Origin of the sequence: Bacillus sp. FJAT-45066 (assembly GCF_002335755.1) — a bacterium.
Lineage (GTDB): Bacteria > Bacillota > Bacilli > Bacillales > Bacillaceae_I > Bacillus_CD > Bacillus_CD alkalisoli.
The window spans coordinates 1,943,144-1,962,066 of record NZ_NISQ01000001.1 but is presented as its reverse complement, the minus strand read 5'-3'; the positions used below and the strand labels follow the sequence as shown (position 1 = coordinate 1,962,066).

20 protein-coding genes and 1 pseudogene are annotated in these 18,923 nt (G+C 32.4%); 14 read left to right on the top strand and 7 right to left on the bottom strand.

Annotated features, from left to right (window positions below; genetic code table 11):
• From spoVAE to CDZ92_RS09970, 6 genes and pseudogenes are all read left to right on the top strand, one after another.
• The gene (gene spoVAE, locus CDZ92_RS09995) at positions 1-357 is read left to right on the top strand and encodes a stage V sporulation protein AE (protein ID WP_096155100.1); all 357 of its coding nucleotides are present in this window, start codon (positions 1-3) and stop codon (positions 355-357) included.
• A gap of 3 nt (positions 358-360) precedes the next feature.
• Positions 361-537: a DUF1657 domain-containing protein gene (locus CDZ92_RS09990; protein WP_096155099.1), complete on the top strand. Its 177-nt coding sequence runs from the start codon at positions 361-363 to the stop codon at positions 535-537.
• A 40-nt stretch (positions 538-577) separates the two neighbouring features.
• Positions 578-1,435 carry a DUF421 domain-containing protein gene (locus CDZ92_RS09985; protein WP_096155098.1) on the top strand — a complete coding sequence of 286 codons (858 nt, stop codon included), beginning with the start codon at positions 578-580 and terminating at the stop codon, positions 1,433-1,435.
• 77 nt (positions 1,436-1,512) lie between these two features.
• Positions 1,513-1,713 carry a hypothetical protein gene (locus CDZ92_RS09980; RefSeq protein WP_096155097.1) on the top strand — a complete coding sequence of 67 codons (201 nt, stop codon included), beginning with the start codon at positions 1,513-1,515 and terminating at the stop codon, positions 1,711-1,713.
• A gap of 193 nt (positions 1,714-1,906) precedes the next feature.
• Positions 1,907-2,014: pseudogene (locus tag CDZ92_RS09975) on the top strand (YjcZ family sporulation protein); the annotation flags it as partial.
• Positions 2,015-2,344: 330 nt separating this feature from the next.
• The gene (locus tag CDZ92_RS09970; RefSeq protein WP_096155095.1) at positions 2,345-2,605 is read left to right on the top strand and encodes a stage VI sporulation protein F; all 261 of its coding nucleotides are present in this window, start codon (positions 2,345-2,347) and stop codon (positions 2,603-2,605) included.
• A gap of 62 nt (positions 2,606-2,667) precedes the next feature.
• Here the strand turns inward: CDZ92_RS09970 and sda are convergent, their stop codons facing one another.
• The gene (gene sda / locus CDZ92_RS09965; protein ID WP_096155094.1) at positions 2,668-2,865 is read right to left on the bottom strand and encodes a sporulation histidine kinase inhibitor Sda; all 198 of its coding nucleotides are present in this window, start codon (positions 2,863-2,865) and stop codon (positions 2,668-2,670) included.
• Between the two features lie 337 nt (positions 2,866-3,202).
• Here sda and CDZ92_RS09960 point away from each other — a divergent pair, with 337 nt between their 5' ends.
• Positions 3,203-4,774, top strand: coding sequence for an ATP-binding protein (locus CDZ92_RS09960; protein WP_176483748.1), 1,572 nt, complete (start codon positions 3,203-3,205; stop codon positions 4,772-4,774).
• A gap of 242 nt (positions 4,775-5,016) precedes the next feature.
• Positions 5,017-5,760: a LytR/AlgR family response regulator transcription factor gene (locus CDZ92_RS09955; RefSeq protein WP_096155092.1), complete on the top strand. Its 744-nt coding sequence runs from the start codon at positions 5,017-5,019 to the stop codon at positions 5,758-5,760.
• Between the two features lie 15 nt (positions 5,761-5,775).
• Here the strand turns inward: CDZ92_RS09955 and CDZ92_RS09950 are convergent, their stop codons facing one another.
• The gene (locus tag CDZ92_RS09950) at positions 5,776-5,952 is read right to left on the bottom strand and encodes an aspartyl-phosphate phosphatase Spo0E family protein (RefSeq protein ID WP_227521511.1); all 177 of its coding nucleotides are present in this window, start codon (positions 5,950-5,952) and stop codon (positions 5,776-5,778) included.
• Positions 5,953-6,195: 243 nt separating this feature from the next.
• Between CDZ92_RS09950 and CDZ92_RS09945 the strand changes: the two genes are divergently transcribed.
• The 4 genes from CDZ92_RS09945 (at position 6,196) to CDZ92_RS19975 (ending at position 12,067) form a co-directional block, all read left to right on the top strand.
• Positions 6,196-9,624: an ATP-binding protein gene (locus tag CDZ92_RS09945; RefSeq protein ID WP_096155091.1), complete on the top strand. Its 3,429-nt coding sequence runs from the start codon at positions 6,196-6,198 to the stop codon at positions 9,622-9,624.
• A gap of 233 nt (positions 9,625-9,857) precedes the next feature.
• Positions 9,858-10,616 (top strand): EAL domain-containing protein, encoded by a 759-nt coding sequence (locus tag CDZ92_RS09940; RefSeq protein WP_157842743.1) that lies wholly within the window; start codon positions 9,858-9,860, stop codon positions 10,614-10,616.
• A gap of 133 nt (positions 10,617-10,749) precedes the next feature.
• A complete protein-coding gene (locus tag CDZ92_RS09935) occupies positions 10,750-11,481 on the top strand; it encodes a LytR/AlgR family response regulator transcription factor (protein WP_096155089.1) in 732 nt (243 codons plus the stop codon).
• 415 nt (positions 11,482-11,896) lie between these two features.
• Complete coding sequence (locus tag CDZ92_RS19975) at positions 11,897-12,067, top strand: hypothetical protein (protein ID WP_157842742.1); 171 nt, start codon at positions 11,897-11,899, stop codon at positions 12,065-12,067.
• 204 nt (positions 12,068-12,271) lie between these two features.
• On the opposite strand, the gene CDZ92_RS09930 is transcribed toward CDZ92_RS19975, so the two are convergent.
• Positions 12,272-14,572 carry an ATP-dependent helicase gene (locus CDZ92_RS09930; protein WP_096155088.1) on the bottom strand — a complete coding sequence of 767 codons (2,301 nt, stop codon included), beginning with the start codon at positions 14,570-14,572 and terminating at the stop codon, positions 12,272-12,274.
• A 130-nt stretch (positions 14,573-14,702) separates the two neighbouring features.
• On the opposite strand from CDZ92_RS09930, the gene CDZ92_RS09925 reads away from it, so the two are divergent.
• Positions 14,703-14,972, top strand: coding sequence for a hypothetical protein (locus CDZ92_RS09925; RefSeq protein ID WP_096155087.1), 270 nt, complete (start codon positions 14,703-14,705; stop codon positions 14,970-14,972).
• Positions 14,973-15,000: 28 nt separating this feature from the next.
• Positions 15,001-15,912 carry an MBL fold metallo-hydrolase gene (locus CDZ92_RS09920; RefSeq protein WP_096155086.1) on the top strand — a complete coding sequence of 304 codons (912 nt, stop codon included), beginning with the start codon at positions 15,001-15,003 and terminating at the stop codon, positions 15,910-15,912.
• On the opposite strand, the gene CDZ92_RS09915 is transcribed toward CDZ92_RS09920, so the two are convergent.
• The 4 genes from CDZ92_RS09915 to CDZ92_RS09900 all read right to left on the bottom strand — a co-directional run bounded on the left by CDZ92_RS09915 (position 15,885) and on the right by CDZ92_RS09900 (position 18,712).
• Positions 15,885-16,583, bottom strand: a complete 699-nt coding sequence (locus CDZ92_RS09915) for a DUF421 domain-containing protein (RefSeq protein ID WP_096155085.1) — start codon at positions 16,581-16,583, stop codon at positions 15,885-15,887. The two genes, CDZ92_RS09920 and CDZ92_RS09915, sit on opposite strands and share 28 nt — an antisense overlap.
• Before the next feature lie 267 nt (positions 16,584-16,850).
• Positions 16,851-17,312 (bottom strand): GNAT family N-acetyltransferase, encoded by a 462-nt coding sequence (locus CDZ92_RS09910; protein ID WP_096155084.1) that lies wholly within the window; start codon positions 17,310-17,312, stop codon positions 16,851-16,853.
• Complete coding sequence (locus CDZ92_RS09905; RefSeq protein ID WP_096155083.1) at positions 17,281-17,802, bottom strand: YjcG family protein; 522 nt, start codon at positions 17,800-17,802, stop codon at positions 17,281-17,283. The genes CDZ92_RS09910 and CDZ92_RS09905 overlap by 32 nt, the downstream gene beginning before the upstream one ends.
• A 184-nt stretch (positions 17,803-17,986) precedes the next feature.
• Entirely contained in the window at positions 17,987-18,712 is a 726-nt protein-coding gene (locus CDZ92_RS09900; protein WP_096155082.1) for an alpha/beta hydrolase, read from the bottom strand.
• Between the last annotated feature and the right edge of the window lie 211 nt (positions 18,713-18,923).

Here is an 18,923-nt window from a genome sequence, read left to right as displayed (position 1 = left end):
ATGTTTGAATCTTTTTTTTGGGCGTTTATTGTAGGTGGCACAATTTGTGTCATTGGCCAAATTATGTTTGATGTTTTTAAACTTACACCAGCTCATACGTTAAGTACGCTTGTAGTTGCTGGAGCTATTTTGGACGGATTTGGATTGTACGAACCACTCATTTCATTTGCTGGTGCAGGTGCTACCATTCCGATAACAAGCTTTGGAAATGCACTTGTGCACGGAGCATTAGAAGAAGGGCAAAAACATGGTGTAGTCGGAGTACTAACTGGAATGTTTGAAGTTACGAGCTCAGGTATTTCTGCTGCGATTGTGTTTGGATTTATTGGGGCTCTTCTTTTTAAACCAAAAGGTTAGCCTATGGAGGAAAAACAATTTCTACTACAAAATTTAGCAACACTTAAGATGATTCATGCTAACCTAGAATCATTTATAATGGAGACTTCCAATGTAGATGCACAAAAAGAATACCATGAAGCCATAATGAGTTTAGATAATACCATTAAAAGTACGGAACAAGTTTTGAAAGAGATGTAATTTTTTCTGAATTTTTTGCCTCTTCAAGGAGCTGTTAATAATGCCACAATGGATAGAGATAGTAATAAGATCATTCTCCATTATTATCGGTCTATTTCTCATTACTAAATTGTTAGGCAAAAAACAGCTATCCAAACTCTCCTTCTTTGAATACATTGTTGGAATTACAATCGGTGATATTGCAGGTACGTTGTCAATGGACCCAGATTTACAAATAAAAAATGGGGTAACGAGTATATTAATTTGGTCGTTATTTCCGCTTGTTACGTCGAGAATTGCTTTAAAAAGTAAGATGTTTCGTAATTGGATCGAAGGCAATCCGACCGTATTTGTGCAAGATGGTAAAATATTAGAAGACAATTTGCGTAAAGAAAAATATACAACTGATGAATTACTAGAACAATTTCGCAAGAAGAATGTATTTCATGTGGAACATGTACAATATGCAACGTTAGAAAGTAATGGGGAATTAAATATATTGTTAAAAAAAGAGCATCAGCCCGTTACGTATTGTGACTTATTTTCTCACTCTCTACAGTATCGAGAACCTCAAACGGTCATAATGGATGGAAATATTCTAAATGACCCGTTAGCCAAGATAGGTTTAAGTAAAAGTTGGTTAAAAGCGGAATTAGAAAAAAAGAATGTATTGCCTAAAAACGTTTTTCTAGCCCAAGTAGACTCGCTTGGGAAATTGTGGATTGATCTTTATGATGATGAAATGAAAGATACAATAATGGATGAAAAACAATTGATTTTAGCTGCACTGAATAAAAGTAAAGCGAACTTTGACTATTTAACAGTTTTAACGAATAACGTTGAAAGAAAAAATACATATATACAAATCTCAAAAGAACTTCAATATCTACAAAAGAAACTGGAACCACTATTAAAGTGAAAATCTTTAAAAGTGGTTTTTTATGTGGCTGAATCAATCGTCCATTCATAGTGTAAATGAAGGTGGTGGTCATTTATATGAGTAAATTCGACATAGGAGAAGAGCATATACGTTATATTTTTGAAAAGTTTAAAATGAATCAACTAACTTCAAATGCAGAACAATCGGAAAAGACGGTATTTCAGCAGTCGGAAGAGGTAATGGAATCTGTGGAACATTTAGAAAAAAAGTTAAACAATTATATGAAGCGATTGGAAAAGAGGATGGGGGAAAATTAGAAATAGTGCGAGCGACTGCTAAAGTAAAAGGTTAGTGCTAAGTATCTTTTGGCACTAACCTTTTTTTATGAAGAGCATATTTCCGCTTTTACCCAGGGCAAGTGCCTATACCTAACAGACATTCGTACATATAGTAATAGGGAATCTTAAATAGGAGGTGCTATATATGGGTTATTGTGGTGGAGGCTATCCTTATGGAGTGGCAGGTGCTGGTTATTCTGGTGGCTACGGTAATACATTCGTGTTAATCGTAGTATTGTTCATTCTTTTAATTATTGTTGGTTGTGCATGTAAATTTTAATTAAAAGAGATCTAACAGCGGCAAATACAGAAAAGTACGGGACTACACCGTACTTTTCTGCTTGAAGGTTGAAATGTATTGTAATGTTTTTTTACAAATCTAGCTGTTAATTGGAGCGCATGTCGAAGGTTCCTGCGGGAGAAGCCGGAAGTGGGAGACCCCAAAGGCGAAGCCGAGGCTCCCTCCCCGCCCGCGGAAAGAGGAGATATGCGCGAAAATTAACAGCGGTGTTTAACGAATCATATGATAAAAGGAGAATTTCACGCTGGAACCACTATGGGCGTTTACACATACAATACTATATATCTAATCTAAAAAGGAGGATGTTCGATGGAAAACCATTTCTTTAAGAACATTGAAAAAAAGACTGGTGTTAACATGAAAGATGTTTTTCAATTAGCTAACTCCATGCAAAATGCAAACTTTAAGGATGAAACAACAGTAAGAAATCTCGTCAAGCAAGTTTCTATGTTAGCTAACAAAAATGTACCGAAAGAATTAGAAGATAAAATAGTTAAAACGTTAGTGAGCGGAGACAAACCAGTGGATATGGGGACAATTTCAAAAATGATTAACGAAAAGAAGAAATAAACTCTATGCAATCCCCGTTTCTATTATTGAGAAACCGGGATTGTTTTATTGATACAAGTAAATTAATTTCGAGATGAACAGGTTTGATTAATATATTTTTCCCCATACAAATTTCGCTTTTTAATTTCATCTTCTAAAAGTTGAATAAATTCTTTATCTAGTTTTTTTTCCATAGCTTTATTATAAGAAGTGATCAATGAATTGTTGGATAAACTTTTTAACGAGGAATAATTGTTAATGTGTAAGATGTTTCGCATCATGCCATCTCCCCCCCCCTTTTTCTTATAAAATTAGTATTCAATTCCCAATTTATATAAGATGCAAACCTTGAAAATGTGAAAATAATCCCGTTTTCCTATTTTACAAATTTTTCATCTTTATAAAAACTACGTAAATGTTATACAATTGAGTAAGTTTCATAATGTACAATTACTAAATGAAAAACGAACAGTAAACCTATTCTTTAAAATAATTAACGTTTAAAATCGAACGTTATTTAATTAGAATAAAGAGAACATTCGTTTTTCACTAAACGAACAGTAATTATGAAATTGATTTAATTAATAGAGATTAACTATAAAGATGGGGGAAACATCAGTGAATACTATAAATTCTTCAGAAGCTCTGTTACCTTCTATTATAGATGGTATCTCAGATGGTGTTATGGAATTAAACGGTGATGGGAAAATAACATATACTAATAATTCTTTAATAGATATGTTTGACCTAAATAATATAAATTGTAAAGATAAATATATAGAAGAAGTTTTGCCATATAGGGTTAGTACAGTTATTAGAGATAGAATAAAAGAAGAAAACATACAAAAAGATAAGTCGGAATTTGTAACAACTCTATCTTCTGATTCGTCTAATAAACTGCTTGAAATAACCATATATCCCTCTAATGATACTAGTACCTTTATACTTGTTAAAGAAAAGGATTCTACTAATCTTTTAAAAGAACATAAGAAATTACAACTATTAACGGATGTAGCCAACCATATGATCGAATATGATGATTCTGGAAAGGTTATAGATGTATTGTTTCACGAGCTATCAGAGCTATTGAATCTTGATATATGTATTAATTATCGGTTTTCTAGTAAAACGAATAAATTGAAGTTATCACACTACATTGGAATTTCGCAAGAAGAAGCGGAAGATCTGCAATCTTTAAACTTAGGTGAAGCAGTTTGTGGATATGTTGCTCAACAAAAGGAAAAACATGTTGCAGAAAATATCCAAAAATCAACAAATTCAAAAGTGTATTTACTACAAAGCTTAGGTATGAAAGCGTACGTATGTTGTCCGCTTATTGCATACGGCAAATTAATTGGTACGCTATCTTTTGGCTCAAAAGAAAGAGAAAACTTTACAGAAAAAGAAATTGAATTAATAAGTAAACTATGTGAACGAATTTCTTTAATATTAGATCGTTCCTATTTATTAAAAGACCTGAAAGATCAACAAGTTCAACTGGAAGAACTAAATAGAGTAAAAATAGAATTTTTGAATATGATTAGTCATGAATTACGTACCCCTTTGAATTCTATTTTAGGCTACGCTCAAATTTTAGAGGAACAATTACAGTCTGAAAAAGAAGAACCTTTAGAAAAAATACAAAAAATCACTGCTGCTGGTACTTACTTATTACAAATGATAAATGATATAATATGTACTGTGAAAAATGATTCGGTTAGAGGTTTAGTTACTCAAGAAGAATTTGTGAACTTACATGAACTAATGTCACAAATTATTACGTTGTTATCTCCACAAGCAGAAAGGAAAAGTATCTTATTTGTAAATTATATAAATGACGATATAAATGTCTTTGGATATGAATTAAAACTAAAACAAATATTTATTAATCTACTAACAAACGCTATAAAATTTTCTCCCAAACAATCTGTTATTGTCACAAAAAGTATTAACTTAGAAACAGAGGTAGTTATACAAATAATAGATAATGGAATAGGAATTAGCGATGAGGAGAAACCGAAAATATTTGAACCTTTTTATCGTGTCTATAACATAGAGAATAATATAGAAGGTTCAGGTTTAGGACTTACAATCGCTAAAACTCTTGTTGAAGAATTGGCTGGTTCTATCGAAGTGGAAAGTCAACTTGAAAAAGGAAGTACTTTTTCAGTGTCATTTCCAAAAATTTAAAGTAATTGAGTAAGTTTCATAAAGTGAATCAATTTCATAATTACTGTTCGTTTAGTGAAAAACGAATGTTCAGTTTGTTATAATTAAATACTGTTCAATAATAAACGTTAATTATATTAAAGAATAGGTTTAATATTCGTTTTCGTTTAGTAATTGTACATTATGAAACTAACTCAAATAAATTAACGTTGATATTCTATCAACCTTTATCTTATAGTAACAAACAAAGGGGTTATAAATATATGAGTTTAAAAGTGTTAATTGTGGAAGATAACACTGATGCAGTAGAAATATTACAATATTTTCTAGATCAAATTGAAGATGTTGAGCTTTTAGGTGTGTGTGAAAATGGAGAATCTTTAGTAAACGAAGTTATCGTTCAAAAACCAAATTTAATATTAGCTGATATTAATATGCCTATAAAGAATGGAATAGAAGCGATAAAAGAATGTTTGTCCATCTATCCAGATTTAAAATTTATTTTTATTACTGGTTATGATGAATATGCAATCGAGGCTTTCCAACTATCAGCGATAGATTATATTGTAAAGCCGTTACAAAAAGAACGATTAACGAAGGCAATAAATAAAGCTAAGACTTTGATTGCTTACGAACAAAATGATTTTTCAAAAGATGTTAAAGAAAGGAAAATCAATAATATATCCATCAAAGATCAAACATCTACTATATACATCCCGTTACAGGACATTTGTTTTATCGAGAAACTAGGGAAAAAATGTATCATATACACGAAAGATGAAGCATTCGAAACAACAGAAACGATCGGGAGTGTTATGGAAAGGTTAGATGATTCCTTTATTTTGGCACATCGTTCTTTTATTATAAATACAAATAAAGTATCACAAATCGTACCTCAAGCGGAAACGTTTATCGCTTATTTTCATGACGTAAATAAACAGGCTAGCATTTCAAAATTAAAAATTAATGATGTGAAAGAAAGAATATCATTTGTTTTAAAAGAATAACTTAGTTGCTACAGTTTAAGGCTGTAGTTTTTTTATGGATAAATATTTTGTGTCTTTTAATAGATTTAAGAGATAATCTAAATGTTGGCTACATTTTACTGTTTTATCTGACGTGAAACCGTGAGTTTGAGCTAGCTTAACCATTTCTTTTCGATACTTTTCGATTTCATTCTCTAAGATAAATTGTCCCAATTTAACCCCTCCAACTATTTTTAACTTTATTTTACAGTATTTTTCTACAAAATATATGTAATTGTCGCAAAATGCCTTTTTTTATGTTTGAAATGCCATAAATGAAATCTAATATGTCGAAAGTCACAACTAATCAGGTAACAATTCCAGAATTTAGAGGTAAAAGTACGGAATACTACATTGCACCAGTACAAGAAGTAAGTTTAAATAGGTAGTAGAAAGTCATTATTAGGAGTGTAATAGATGTTCGTCATTTTTGATTATAACGTAAAACTCTTTATCTTATCCTTTGTCGTTTTGTTTCTAGCAAGTTTTGCATCTATAGATATATACACTAGATTTAAAAGAGGCCATAAAAATGTAATTTCATATATTTTTGCTTCCGGTGTAGTATTAGGTACAGGTATTTGGACGTTACATTTTCTTGGTATGCTTGCATATACTCATCATCGAATATTAACATTTGAAATTTTACCTACTTTATTATCTTTTACTATAGCAACAGTCGCTGCTTCGATCTTGTTTTTTGCCATTTCAAAAAATGATGGAATATTGAGAGTTAACTATATTACTACATTTGTTGTTGCAAGTGGTATTACTGGTCTTCATTATATTGGTATGGCTTCTATGTTAATAGAAAAAACAATGACATACGAGTTAGCTTTTATATTTTTAACTTTATTGATTTGTAATGTCGTTATCTATTCATTCGGTTACTTTTTTAAACGATTTGAAAGCAATCCTTTTCAATTAAAGCATAGGTTAATTTTGTCTGCCATATTCAGTTTGGGTATAGGTTTTATGCATTATATAGCCATGATCGGTACAAAAATGGACACATCTAACTTAACGAGTATGTTGATCATGGATACAAATAAAGGAATTCTTAGCAGAGATGAAATAGGATACATGATTGGGATTTCTACCATATTATTATTTACAATAGTAATTTTACTAGCACAAGAAGGTAGAGATCGTGCAGAAAAAATGCAAGAAAGTTTAGGAGTTCATTTTCAAGCGTTAATTGATAATAACCCATTTCCTATATTCCTATTAAATGAACATGCAAAAATAATAAAAGTAAATCCTAAAGCTGAAAGTAGTTTTAGATTTAACGATGAGGAATTGATAGATAGCTTGTTTCTTTCGTTGTTCTCAAAAGAAAATCAGCCTATCATAGAGGAGCACATACAAACTGGTCTACAAGGAAAGACAAGTGAAGTGCAAGTAAGTCTGTTAGATGGAAAACAGTCTACTTTGCATTACTCGTTAACGTTTGTACCTATCATACTTAGTAACAAATTCTCTGGTCTTTATGTTATAGCCTCGGACTTGACGGCCTTATCTATATCGACTCAAGAGAAAGAAAAAGCCCAGAAAGATCTTGTAGAGACAATAAAAAAACAACAAGGAATGACGGTTAAGTTTATAAAAAAGGAAGGTAAGTTCATCCATACAATGGCAGATGGAGAATTACTTTATAAAATGGGATTCACTTCAGAAATGGTCGTGAACTCATCGCTTAAAGAGGTAGTCCCAGAAGAAATATATACTATGAAGGAACAAGCATATGAAGAAGCATGGAATGGAAATGCTACAGGATACTATGGAGAAGTAAATGGGATACATTACACGGTACGTCTTAGCCCTATAATGGAGGATGGAAAAGTAGTAGAAGTGATCGGTTCCGGAGTAGAAATTACAGAAGCTGTTATGGCTAAGAAAAAGTTAGAGGAAGAAAGAAATTTATATAAAAACATCCTCCGTACAATGTCAGAAGCAATTATTATTTATGAAGAGGACGGAAATCAAGTAGATTTAAATGATAACGCGTACAAATTTGTCGGCTTAACGGATGAACAAATTAAGAATATTAAGGAATATGAAGGTCTATATTCTTTTATTAAGGAAGACGGAACGCTTTACGAACAACATGAATTTCCAATTACGCACACGTTTAAAACCGGTGATCCTACGTTTGATAATGTGATTGGTATAAAAAGAGATAAAAATATTACTTGGACTTCCGTGAATACTGTCTTACTAAATAATGAGAATGAACAAGAGAAAAAAAGAGTTTTAGTAACAGCTTCTAATATTACAACCCAGAAAAACCAAGAATTAAAACTAAAAGAGGCCTATAGTTTAAATAGAACAGTATTAAACAATTTACCAATTGGAATTATGATGGTAGATGATCAACGAGATATATTCTTCAGCAATAGTTATTTCTGTTCTATGTTTTCGTTGATTAATGAAACACCAACATCTCTTTTCGGCAAGAGTGCTATTCATTATCATCCAGTGTTGTTTAAAGAACAAGAAAAAGCGGAAGAAAGAATTAAAAATATTTTAAGAGATAAACAGATTATTGTGGAAGAGTTGGAAACAAAGGAAGGTTTAATGATTAAACGTACTTATATTCCTTTTTATATGGAAAATAATTTTAAAGGTCATCTTTGGATGTTTGAAGATATAACAGACCGTAAGAAAATGGAACAGAAAGCTTCCGAAGCAAAAGAAGAAGCAATAAAGGCAAGTATTGCTAAATCGGAATTTTTATCAAAGATGAGTCATGAACTAAGAACACCGTTAAATGGTGTGTTAGGGTTTTCGCAATTATTAGAATTAGACGATTCACTTACAATGCAACAAAAAGATTTTGTCCAGGAAATACTAAAAGGTGGAAGGCACTTGTTAAATCTAATTAATGAAGTGTTAGATTTATCCCGTATTGAATCTGGAAAGTTACAGTTTTCAGAAGAGCCGGTTGACATAGTATCTGTTACGAAAGATTGTATGAAAATGGTCGAACCGATTGCAGTTAAGAAAAACATCCACATGCAATATGTAATCCATACAAAAGAAACGAATGCTTTAAAAGTAATCGTATATACGGACCAATTAAGACTAAGACAAGTAATTTTAAACTTATTAGATAATGCAATAAAGTACAATAATGCTAATGGAAAAGTTCAAATTGTCATCTTGTTAGAGGAGAATCATGTTGAGTTTAAAGTGCTAGATAATGGTTATGGCATAAAAGAAGAAGAACAAGAGAAAATATTTGAACCGTTCTATAGAATAAAAGAATACAATGTAGAAGGTACTGGTATCGGTCTCTCATTAGTAAAACAATTAGTAACGATGATGAATGGAACTTATGGGGTAATAAGTAAGTATGGTCAAGGTAGTGAGTTTTACTTCACTATACCGTACGGACAAAATACTAGAAACTACTCTTCACCATTTGAAAAAATCAACATAAACTTATTAGATACAGAACAACAATATGAAGTACTATATATCGAAGATAATGAAGCAAACAAGCAATTAGTAGAACATATCTTCAGCAATTTAAATGGAATAAAATTAACAACTACTATGACTGGCAAAGACGGATTACATCTAGCGAATAAAAGTGTTTATGATTTAGTATTAGTGGATCTTAACTTACCAGACATATCAGGAATAGAAATTATCCAAGAATTAAAGAAAGAGGAAAGGTATATAAATGTGCCGTTAATTGTCGTTAGTGCAGATGCACTTACGGAACAGATGAACAGAGTTAAGGAACTTGGTGTAGAAGTTTACGTGACAAAGCCTATTAATATAGCGCACTTTACAAAAGTTATTTATACTAGTTTAAAAAATACAAAAACCACTCCTTAAAAAAAGAGAGTGGTTTTTTGTTCTTTTTAGTTCTAAAGTCACGAATTGATATACGATTTTGTAAAAAAAAGTTGCAAAAAGTAACGAATTATAATCGAAATGTCGAATTATCTAACTGATATGCGCGATATAATGTCTATTGTGCGTTTTGGGCATTAGACAATTAATGAGACTAAAGTTACATTATAAATACAATAATACAAGAAAAAAATTATAGTTAGGGGGGAATGGATATGGAAAGAAATTTAAAAAAATGGGTAAAGAAAAATTCATTTGAACACGTTTACCAACCTATTTGGAATATGGATAAATGGCAAATTATTGGCTACGAATCATTTATTCGATTTGATAACTACGAAGTAGGGTCCATAGAAAGAGTTTTTAGTGAAGCTAGAAAGCAAGACTTATTATTCGATCTCGACACCATTTCCATATTAGGTGCAATAAATAATTTTCCGACTCATTTACTAAATAACACTTTTCTTTTTGTAAACATTTATCCTTCTACTATTTTGCATCCGTTTTTTGAAACATTTTTGAAAAAACTAGTAAGAAGCAAGCAGGTAATTCAAGGGAAAGTCATATTCGAAATTAACGAAACAATGGAAGAAGCTAGTGTTTGGAGTAGCATGGGGTTTAAAAATAAATTGTCTATATTTAAAAAGTATAATGTGTTCTTTGCACTCGATGATGTAGGAAAAGGTGTAGCAACGATTGAAAAAATAAAAGAATTTCAACCTGATTACGTAAAATTATATCGAGAAATAGCAAATGACTTAAGCGTGTCCATTGAAAAGCAAAAATTTGTAAGTACATTAGAAGAGTATTGTAAAAAACAAAAGATTGGATTTGTAATGGAAGGTCTAGAGAAAGAAACAGACTTAGCATTTGCCAAACTTTTAAAGATTTCACTTGGACAAGGATTCTTAATTGGAAAGCCACAAATTTTAAGTGAAGAGACTATTATTCTAAATGATCGAGCATTAGTTTAACACCACAGGCATTTGGGTAAAAAACAGCATATCGTTTATAATAATATAGAACATAAAAACCACTAGATAAATCTGGTGGTACCTTTATTTTTTACTTTAACTTTTCATATAGATAGAAAAAGGAGTAGGATGAATGGAGAATTATAAAATCGTTATTGCAGATGATGACGATCTATCTAGGAAGATATTACATCATTTCGTATCCCTTTTTCCGAACTATGAAATCGTTGCAGAAGCTGAGCGTGGGGATCAACTAGTAGAACTAGTAAAAAAACAAAAGCCAGACATCATACTAGTTGATATAAATATGCCAGTAATGGACGGTGTAGAGGCTGTCAAAGAGTGTAGAAAGTTTGCAACAAACGTACAAGTAATATTTACGACGGGATATGATGAATTTGCAGTTGAGGCTTTTAATATTTCTGTAGCTGATTATTTGGTAAAGCCGATTGAGCGAATCCGTTTATATAAAGCACTTGAAAAAGCGAAAATCTCATTAACTGTACACGAAAGCATTCAACAAATAAAAAACAGAACACCTGTAGACAAGCTAACAATAAAATCTCAAAACTCTATAGCTTACGTACCTGTGGATGAAATATTATTCATTGAAAAGGTAGCAAGGAAGACGATTATTCATCTTAGGGAAAGTTCTCTGGAAACAACGGATTCGTTACAAGATTTAGAACAAAAGCTCCCGGAATACTTTTATAAGACACATCGTTCTTATATTGTTAATTTAAGGAAGATAATCCGAATCGAATCTTTAGGAGAAACTTTTGTCGCTAATTTCACTTCTTCAAAGAAAGTAGCTTATATTTCTAAGTTGAAAATAACAGAAGTGCAATCTTTAATATCTAATTGAGTGAGTTTCATCATGTATGATTGCAATACGAAAAACGGATAAGCACATTGTACTTGGCATTAAAAACACCTTAATAAACGAACATATTATTCAATTTTTTAAAAAATATGAGTTTTTCAATAAACCAACTATAATATAAATTTGACACATGAGTGAGTTTCATAATGTACAATTACTAAACGAAAAACGAATATTAAACCTATTCCTTAATATAATTTACGTTTTATATCGAACGTTATTTAATTATAACAAACGGAACATTCGTTTTTCACTAAACGAACGAACAGAAATTATGAAATTGATTCACATAAAAAAATATTCAAACTTTAGAGGATATTTCCAAATTAAGTTGAATAATAATGTTGTGCTTACTATATAAGTCTTTACATACTAAATTTATTAAGAGGTGTTCAAGTTGAAGTTAGCCAATCGGTATATGGAGTTGATTTTTCACTTGCAAACGAAATACGACCGTGACCTTAATTTAGAAGAAATTGAGAAAGTTAAATGTGTTGTAGCAAAAGAAATGCAAGAGAATAAAGAAGTATCGGAAGAGCAACTAGGGAGCATTTTATCAACTACATGAGTCCGTTTCATAATGTATGAATACAATATGAAAAACGAATGATAAATCGTATTCTGTATTTATACACCTAAATAAACGAACATTTTTTTTTGTGTTTTTCTAAGATATTCGTTTTTCATTAAACGAACCGTAATTATGCAATTGAGATACATATTAAATTCTTTATTATAAGAAGGCAGTGCTGTTTCTAGCGCTGCCTTTTCTTTATACAAACATTTTGCTATCTTTTAGAAATCTCGAAACATATACTTGCTTCCCGCGACGAGTGTCTAGTATGGATAAATACAACCCTACTTTTGCGCGAGTTACCGCTACATATAATAGTCTGCGCTCCTCCTCAAGTGGAGAAAGTTCGCCATTTCGAAATGACTCTAGAGCATAGTCATGAGGAAGCCCACCATCTACAACTCCTAGAAGGTATACGTAATTATACTCTAATCCCTTTGTCCGATGAATAGTAGATAACTGTATAGAGTTTTCATAATGCTTGCTTAATCTTTTCATTTCATCTGTCTTTGCAAGCATATCATCCACATGTTCAAGGAATGCATTTACCGTAGAAAATTTTTTAGCAACCACTTTTAAATCACTAATATCATCCGAACCTTTTTCCATCATATTTCCTTCACTGCCACGCTTTTTTACATAATCCGAAAATCCCATATCCTTTTCTATAATCTCTAGTGCAACTGTAGGTGAACAATTGCTCAATGAAAGGAATAATGGAACGATTTTTTTTATTTTTTTCACTTGAAACGGTTGTAAGTTTGGAAGTTTAGATAAAGTTTCAACCAAAGAACAATCTTCTAAAATGGAAGTTGCTTTTGCATCTTGCAAAGCAGACTGTTTTAAGAAAAGCGCTGGAAAAATGTTTGCAAACGCCTTGACGTCATTTGGATCTGTACTTAACTTAAGAAAAGCAATCATGCTTTTTACAATTCTACGATTATAAAAACTTTCATAGTCTTGATCAATCGAAAAAGGAAGCCCTGATTGTGATAGCCGTTCAAAAACTGCTCTAGCCATACTATGTGTACGATATAGGATTGCAAAATCATTTGGTGATGCACCTTGTTCAATTTTTTCCTTTAAGTCATGCACAATCATCGTTGCTTCTTCCTCTTCATTGAATGGAAAGAAATAGTGAGGAGAAGTTGTGTTATCAAACTGCGCTCCCATTCTCTTTGCTTTACGCTGCTTATTTTGCTCAATAATTTTATTAGCGAATGCAACAATAGTATGGGTGGAACGATAATTTTCCGATAGTGTTACAACATTTGTGTTTTTAAAATCATGATGAAAATTTAATATGAAAGACGGGTCACTCCCTCGAAAAGCATATATGGACTGATCATCATCTCCAACTACACAAATGTTCTTTTCTACAGCTAATAACTTCATCGTTTCGTATTGAACTTTATTTATGTCTTGAAACTCATCAATTAAAAAATAACGGAACCGGTTTTGATATTTTTTTAGTAGTGCTTCATTATTCTTTAGGAGTTCATAACAACCAATTAACATGTCATCAAAATCAAAATGATGACTATTCGCTTTCCACTGTTCATATTCTTTATATAAAGTAAGGATTTGTTCTTCTAACTTAGAAGTAGGGGTTATTGCTTCTGGTTGCTTCATACTATTTTTCCATAGGCCAATTAATTGAATGGCTTGATCAAAAGGAAAATCTTTTTCATCTAGGTCATACTTCCTGCCAGCTTGTTTTAAAAATTGCTCCTTTTGCCAATCCCATTTTAATAGATTGTTACTATTCCATCTAGCTGGATCCTGATGAGATAGTATTCGATAAAAAATGCTATGAAAAGTACCAGTAACAAAGGAATTTAATAAAGAAGATTGATACTTGAATATTTTTTTAAGTCTTTCTTTCATTTCTTGTGCAGCTTTTGCTGTAAAAGTAACGAGCATAATAGAACGTGGATCAATATTTTTTTCTTCAATCATATATGCTACTCGACTAGTCAATACTCGTGTTTTTCCACTACCCGCTCCAGCTAAAACTAATAGAGGGCCATCCACTGTTCGAACTGCCTCTTGCTGAGATATGTCTAAATGAATATTTTGCTTGGAAAGCTTTTCAAAGTACCCTTCCATTTTGTCCTTGTTATTCGAATATTCTTTTAAAAAGATAGGCAAGGAAGATACAGGTTTAGATAATTTCCAGTCGTTGCTGTCATGATCATTGTTATCGTGGATTGCTCTACTTTTAGGTATTTTAAATCCATCTCTGGCTGTATAAGTTGTGCTTTCTATGTTTTCGCGAGTTTCTCCCGTTGTAATAGCTAGCTCGTTACACTCGTCATCGATTTTATTAGCATGGTAAAAATATGGTGCTTTTTGTATTCCTAAATATAGCTTTACTTGTTTACTACATTTACCACAGGCTAATTCATTTCGAACGCCAGCGTCATATAAATGTTGATAGCGGTCACGTGCACTATTCTCAAGTGACACAAGTTTACCATTCCAAATTGCATTTTTCATTTATGTATACCCCTTTAAAACAGTCAATCTAACTCATCTTAACACATATACTAAAAGGAATATACTAACTCTGTATAAGTTTTTCTTTAGTAAAAATAGGGAACAATAATAAAAAGAGGAGGCGATTTATATGGGTTATGTATTACCTATTCAAATGGACACGTATCGTCAATATGCAAACAGAACGACGCTTCATGAAAAGGAAACGATTACACTAGATCCGGTCATGAAACCAGTTTTTCATCGCGTAGACTCCCAATACACATGGCAAGAAATGCAACGAAATAATATGTACGTACCGAAAAAAAGAAAACAAAATCAAAAAGAAAATCATACATGGGACGATAGTTTATTAGCTGAAATAACAGGAAAAGGAAGGCTGTTCAACGAATCTATTTAATAAGATTCTATTTGTGAGGAGTGCTTTTATGGAATGGATTAATGTAACCGGAAAAGTTGGATACTTTAAGGGCTCTGTTAACATCGGATATGCGAGAATATCTGATAAAACAGGGCTTATTTTCGATGCTGGCCTTGATGACCAAACGATGAAAAAAGTGATAAAACAATTGGAAAGTCTAGGAGCTCCTATTACCCATTTGTTTATTTCTCATGCACACGCAGATCATTACGGTGGAGCGGCACATTTGCAAAAAAAATACGATGTTTATACATATGCTCCAGTTTTTGAAGAAGCAATATTGCGTAATCCTATGCTTGAGCCACTGTACTTATTTCACGGTACATACCCAATGAATGAGTGGCGTAACAAGTTTATTGAGGGAAAACCTATTCGAGTAGATGAAGTTGTTTCCTTGGAGGGGGATGGAGTCCTTCAGATTGATGAAATTCCAGTTCAAGTACTTAGTTTACCAGGACATAGTTATAATCAATATGGGCTTATTTTTGATGGAATTTTTTTTGCATCAGATAGTTATTTTAGTGAAGAGACTTTAGAAAAACATAATATCCCTTACATAGTAGATGGAGGAGCAACGTTAGCAACTTTACATAAACTTCTTACCATAGAATGTGCTGGTGCTTTCCCAGGACATGGAGAATACGAAGAGAATTTTAATAAAACTGTAAAGGCTAATATACATTTCCATGAAAAGGTACTAGAAGAAATAACAGATATTATTTTTGGAAACAAGGTAGGAATGACATTAGAGAACCTTGTAGAAAATGCTTGTAAGTACCGAAAGATTGAAATTAAGTCTGTTCCATCTTTTATGTTGTTTAGAACTGCGATTACAGCATATGTAACCTTGTTAATTTCAAAGGATAGAGTGGAGTTAATCGTGAAAAATAATCAACTCTTCGTTTCTCCTTTAGCATAAGGCATCAAAAATATAGGCTCTCCTTCTTGCCATTCTGCATAAACAATGTCAGATGGGGTATGAAAGCCTTGTTTTTTTAATTCTAGCAGCAGCCATTGCTCTGTTAAATGAAATTCTTGAAGATTATCAACTAGAATTTCACCATCAGAAATAATAGAAACTGGTAGCCTAGTCTTTTTAGGAGCTATCTTTAACTCTTCGTTTGTAGGAGAAGCATAAGGTTGTTTCTTTAATACACTAACAGAGCCGTCCGTTTCAAGTATGGCGTATTCTACTTCTTTCATAGAAAAGGCCCCTTTTGAACGCAATAAATGTTGCAATTGATAAATGTCTAATTTTGATTTTTTTAACTCTTTCATATTTATGTTTCCTTTATGTATAACAATAGATGGCCTTCCCTCTAAAAAGCTTCGAGTGCTTTTCCACTTTTGAGTTATTGTTTCCATGACGAATATTAAAATACCCCATAAAGTAAGGGAAAAAACGATTTTATCTACTCCAACTTCTTGATCATATAAGGCATTCCCAACTAACTCGCCTAAAACGAGAGCAGATATGAAGTCGAAGGGAGTGATTTGGGTAATTTGTGTTTTACCTAACAATTGTGTCATTGCAAATAATGCTACAAATCCTATGAAGAGTTCGGTCGCAATTCGCACAAAGTCCATCATGATAAAACAGCCTACTTTCAAAGAGTTCTATCTAATTAGGATGTGCAATAAGCTCTTATTTATGAAAGTATCTGTTAAATACTACTGTTGGTTCTCTCGCAAGTCTTCGCTTCCCGCTTCTCCCGTAGTAGTCTTTGCCTTGCACGGAAATCAAGCTAGAAAGGTATACGAAATCAGATTTATAACACATCTTTATTAAAAAGAAGTCTTTAATCTCATGTAAAAAGAGACAAAGCCATTTTGACCTTGTCCCATTTTAGTAATATTTCAAACTTCTTTTACCATCGTTACGTGTGGGATGCCTGCATCCATGAATATATCTGATACCGTCTCATACCCTAGTTTAGCGTAAAACCCTTCGGCATGTGTCTGTGCATTAAGCTTTAATTTCTTCACACCTTGGTCCACAGCAAAATTCTCAATGGCACTCATAATTAGCCTTCCAGATCCTCGACTTGTTCGGTGAGTAGGAAGAACGCAAATCCGCTCCACTTTTCCATAACCATCAACAACGCGAAACCTTCCTGCTCCAACCGGTTCCTCACCATCATATAATACGAAGTGAGTAGCCGTATTTTCAAACTCATCAATTTCCTCTTCTAAAGGGACCTCTTGTTCTTCCACAAATACAATTTTCCTAACTTTATATGCATCTTCTAACTGCTCTTCGGTTGAAACTAATTGTACATTCAATGTATTAGCAGTCCTTTCCAAAGCGGAAAGTCTCATAAACTGTCCACATTCCGTCTTCTAATTGGTATAGAAGGTGAACTCTGTCTACCGTTTCTTCATGCTGAATATCTGACATTTTTAATGCACCTAATACATCGGAATGTTCATCATCTGATAACTTTTGGCCAATTGTAATGTGTGGAACGAACGCATACTCACGGTTGTCTGTGAAATACCCTTCACCCTCATGCAATTTTTCATGTAATTCTAACAACTCTACATGAGGCTCTACTTTTAAATAGATAACATTGTTTACCGGTGAAAAAGAACTAACTTTCGAGATAGACAAAGTAAATGGTGCAATATTCTTCGTAATAGCATGAAGTTGTTCCGTAACAGACTTCATGTCATCCTCCGCAATTTCAAACGTATTTTTAACCGTTACATGTGGTGGTATTAAAGCAAAATGAGGGTCATATCGCTTTCTGTATGAGTTGGCAAAATCTTGTAATTTTTTTGATGGAAAAATAGCGATTCCATATTTCATGTGTATCCCTCCTGATAATAAACTTAGTATTTGTTTTTCGTATTGTAATCGTACATTATGAAACTTGCTCTTTTAATAATTCGAAGGAAATAATTAATTTCCTACCTATTTAATATTATTTTAGCTTAATTAATGAAAAAAAGGTAGCGAAGATATCAGAACATTCGAAAATGATGCAGAGTAATCAGCGATATATTACTTTAAGTGCTTTACGCAAGTCAGGTTGCCAATATGTCCATGTATGGTCACCTTCAAATTCCTCATAGGATACTGTAAAGTTCTTTTCCTTCATTAACTTATGTAAATCTCTATTTGGAATGACAAAATCTTTCGTCTTTCCATCCGTGGTCTTAACGTCTGTTTCTTCTGTACCAATAACATGGTACATCGTTAAAAGATGTGTTTCGTTAAATTCCCCCACTTTATCTAACACGTAGTTATTCACGTAAGGCGATTGTAAAATGACATTTCCAAATGTATTAGGGTAGTGCAGTGCAGCTAATAAAGAAACAGTACCTGCTAAAGAGTCTCCAATTAAACCGCGTCCCATTCCCATTTGATAAGTAGGAAATTCTTTGTCTAAATAGGAAGTTAACTCATGACCTAAAAATCGTAAATATCCTTTATGTTTAGAGCCTTTAGGATGATACTTTTCTTTGCGGTCTTGCACATCTTTATAAGGAACGCCAATGATAATAATATTTTGTATTTCTTTATTTCCTAATAACTCATCAGCTAAACTTGCAATTCGCCCCATTGAAAAATAATCTTGGCCATCTTGAGCAATTAATACATGATATTTATATAAGGGTGAGTAGTTAGCTGGCTTATAGATCATTAAAGTCATGTCTTCTTTTAATGCATCGCTATATAAAATTCTTTCTTCGATTTGTCCTTTTATATTTTCCACTTTTTATTTCCTCCTAGCTGAAAAGTTAACTTTGGCAGCGCTTTACTGCTATCATATCATAATTAATTTCAAAATGAAGAGTAGGCGATTTTGTAAGAATATTAAGCAAATTTCTATGGGATTTAATTCTATTGTTAATAGTTGATGTTCACTGCAGATACTAGCTTTCTGAGGGCGGTTTCGTGCGTGCCTATGACAGTTTTACTTTGTG

What these genes read in the sequence shown, in the direction of transcription:
- spoVAE (WP_096155100.1), top strand. Translation starts at nt 1, where the DNA reads ATGTTTGAATCTTTTTTTTGGGCGTTTATTGTAGGTGGCACAATTTGT.
- CDZ92_RS09990 (WP_096155099.1), top strand. Translation starts at nt 361, where the DNA reads ATGGAGGAAAAACAATTTCTACTACAAAATTTAGCAACACTTAAGATG.
- CDZ92_RS09985 (WP_096155098.1), top strand. Translation starts at nt 578, where the DNA reads ATGCCACAATGGATAGAGATAGTAATAAGATCATTCTCCATTATTATC.
- CDZ92_RS09980 (WP_096155097.1), top strand. Translation starts at nt 1,513, where the DNA reads ATGAGTAAATTCGACATAGGAGAAGAGCATATACGTTATATTTTTGAA.
- CDZ92_RS09970 (WP_096155095.1), top strand. Translation starts at nt 2,345, where the DNA reads ATGGAAAACCATTTCTTTAAGAACATTGAAAAAAAGACTGGTGTTAAC.
- sda (WP_096155094.1), bottom strand. Translation starts at nt 2,865, where the DNA reads ATGATGCGAAACATCTTACACATTAACAATTATTCCTCGTTAAAAAGT.
- CDZ92_RS09955 (WP_096155092.1), top strand. Translation starts at nt 5,017, where the DNA reads ATGAGTTTAAAAGTGTTAATTGTGGAAGATAACACTGATGCAGTAGAA.
- CDZ92_RS09945 (WP_096155091.1), top strand. Translation starts at nt 6,196, where the DNA reads ATGTTCGTCATTTTTGATTATAACGTAAAACTCTTTATCTTATCCTTT.
- CDZ92_RS09940 (WP_157842743.1), top strand. Translation starts at nt 9,858, where the DNA reads ATGGAAAGAAATTTAAAAAAATGGGTAAAGAAAAATTCATTTGAACAC.
- CDZ92_RS09935 (WP_096155089.1), top strand. Translation starts at nt 10,750, where the DNA reads ATGGAGAATTATAAAATCGTTATTGCAGATGATGACGATCTATCTAGG.
- CDZ92_RS09930 (WP_096155088.1), bottom strand. Translation starts at nt 14,572, where the DNA reads ATGAAAAATGCAATTTGGAATGGTAAACTTGTGTCACTTGAGAATAGT.
- CDZ92_RS09925 (WP_096155087.1), top strand. Translation starts at nt 14,703, where the DNA reads ATGGGTTATGTATTACCTATTCAAATGGACACGTATCGTCAATATGCA.
- CDZ92_RS09920 (WP_096155086.1), top strand. Translation starts at nt 15,001, where the DNA reads ATGGAATGGATTAATGTAACCGGAAAAGTTGGATACTTTAAGGGCTCT.
- CDZ92_RS09915 (WP_096155085.1), bottom strand. Translation starts at nt 16,583, where the DNA reads ATGATGGACTTTGTGCGAATTGCGACCGAACTCTTCATAGGATTTGTA.
- CDZ92_RS09910 (WP_096155084.1), bottom strand. Translation starts at nt 17,312, where the DNA reads ATGAGACTTTCCGCTTTGGAAAGGACTGCTAATACATTGAATGTACAA.
- CDZ92_RS09905 (WP_096155083.1), bottom strand. Translation starts at nt 17,802, where the DNA reads ATGAAATATGGAATCGCTATTTTTCCATCAAAAAAATTACAAGATTTT.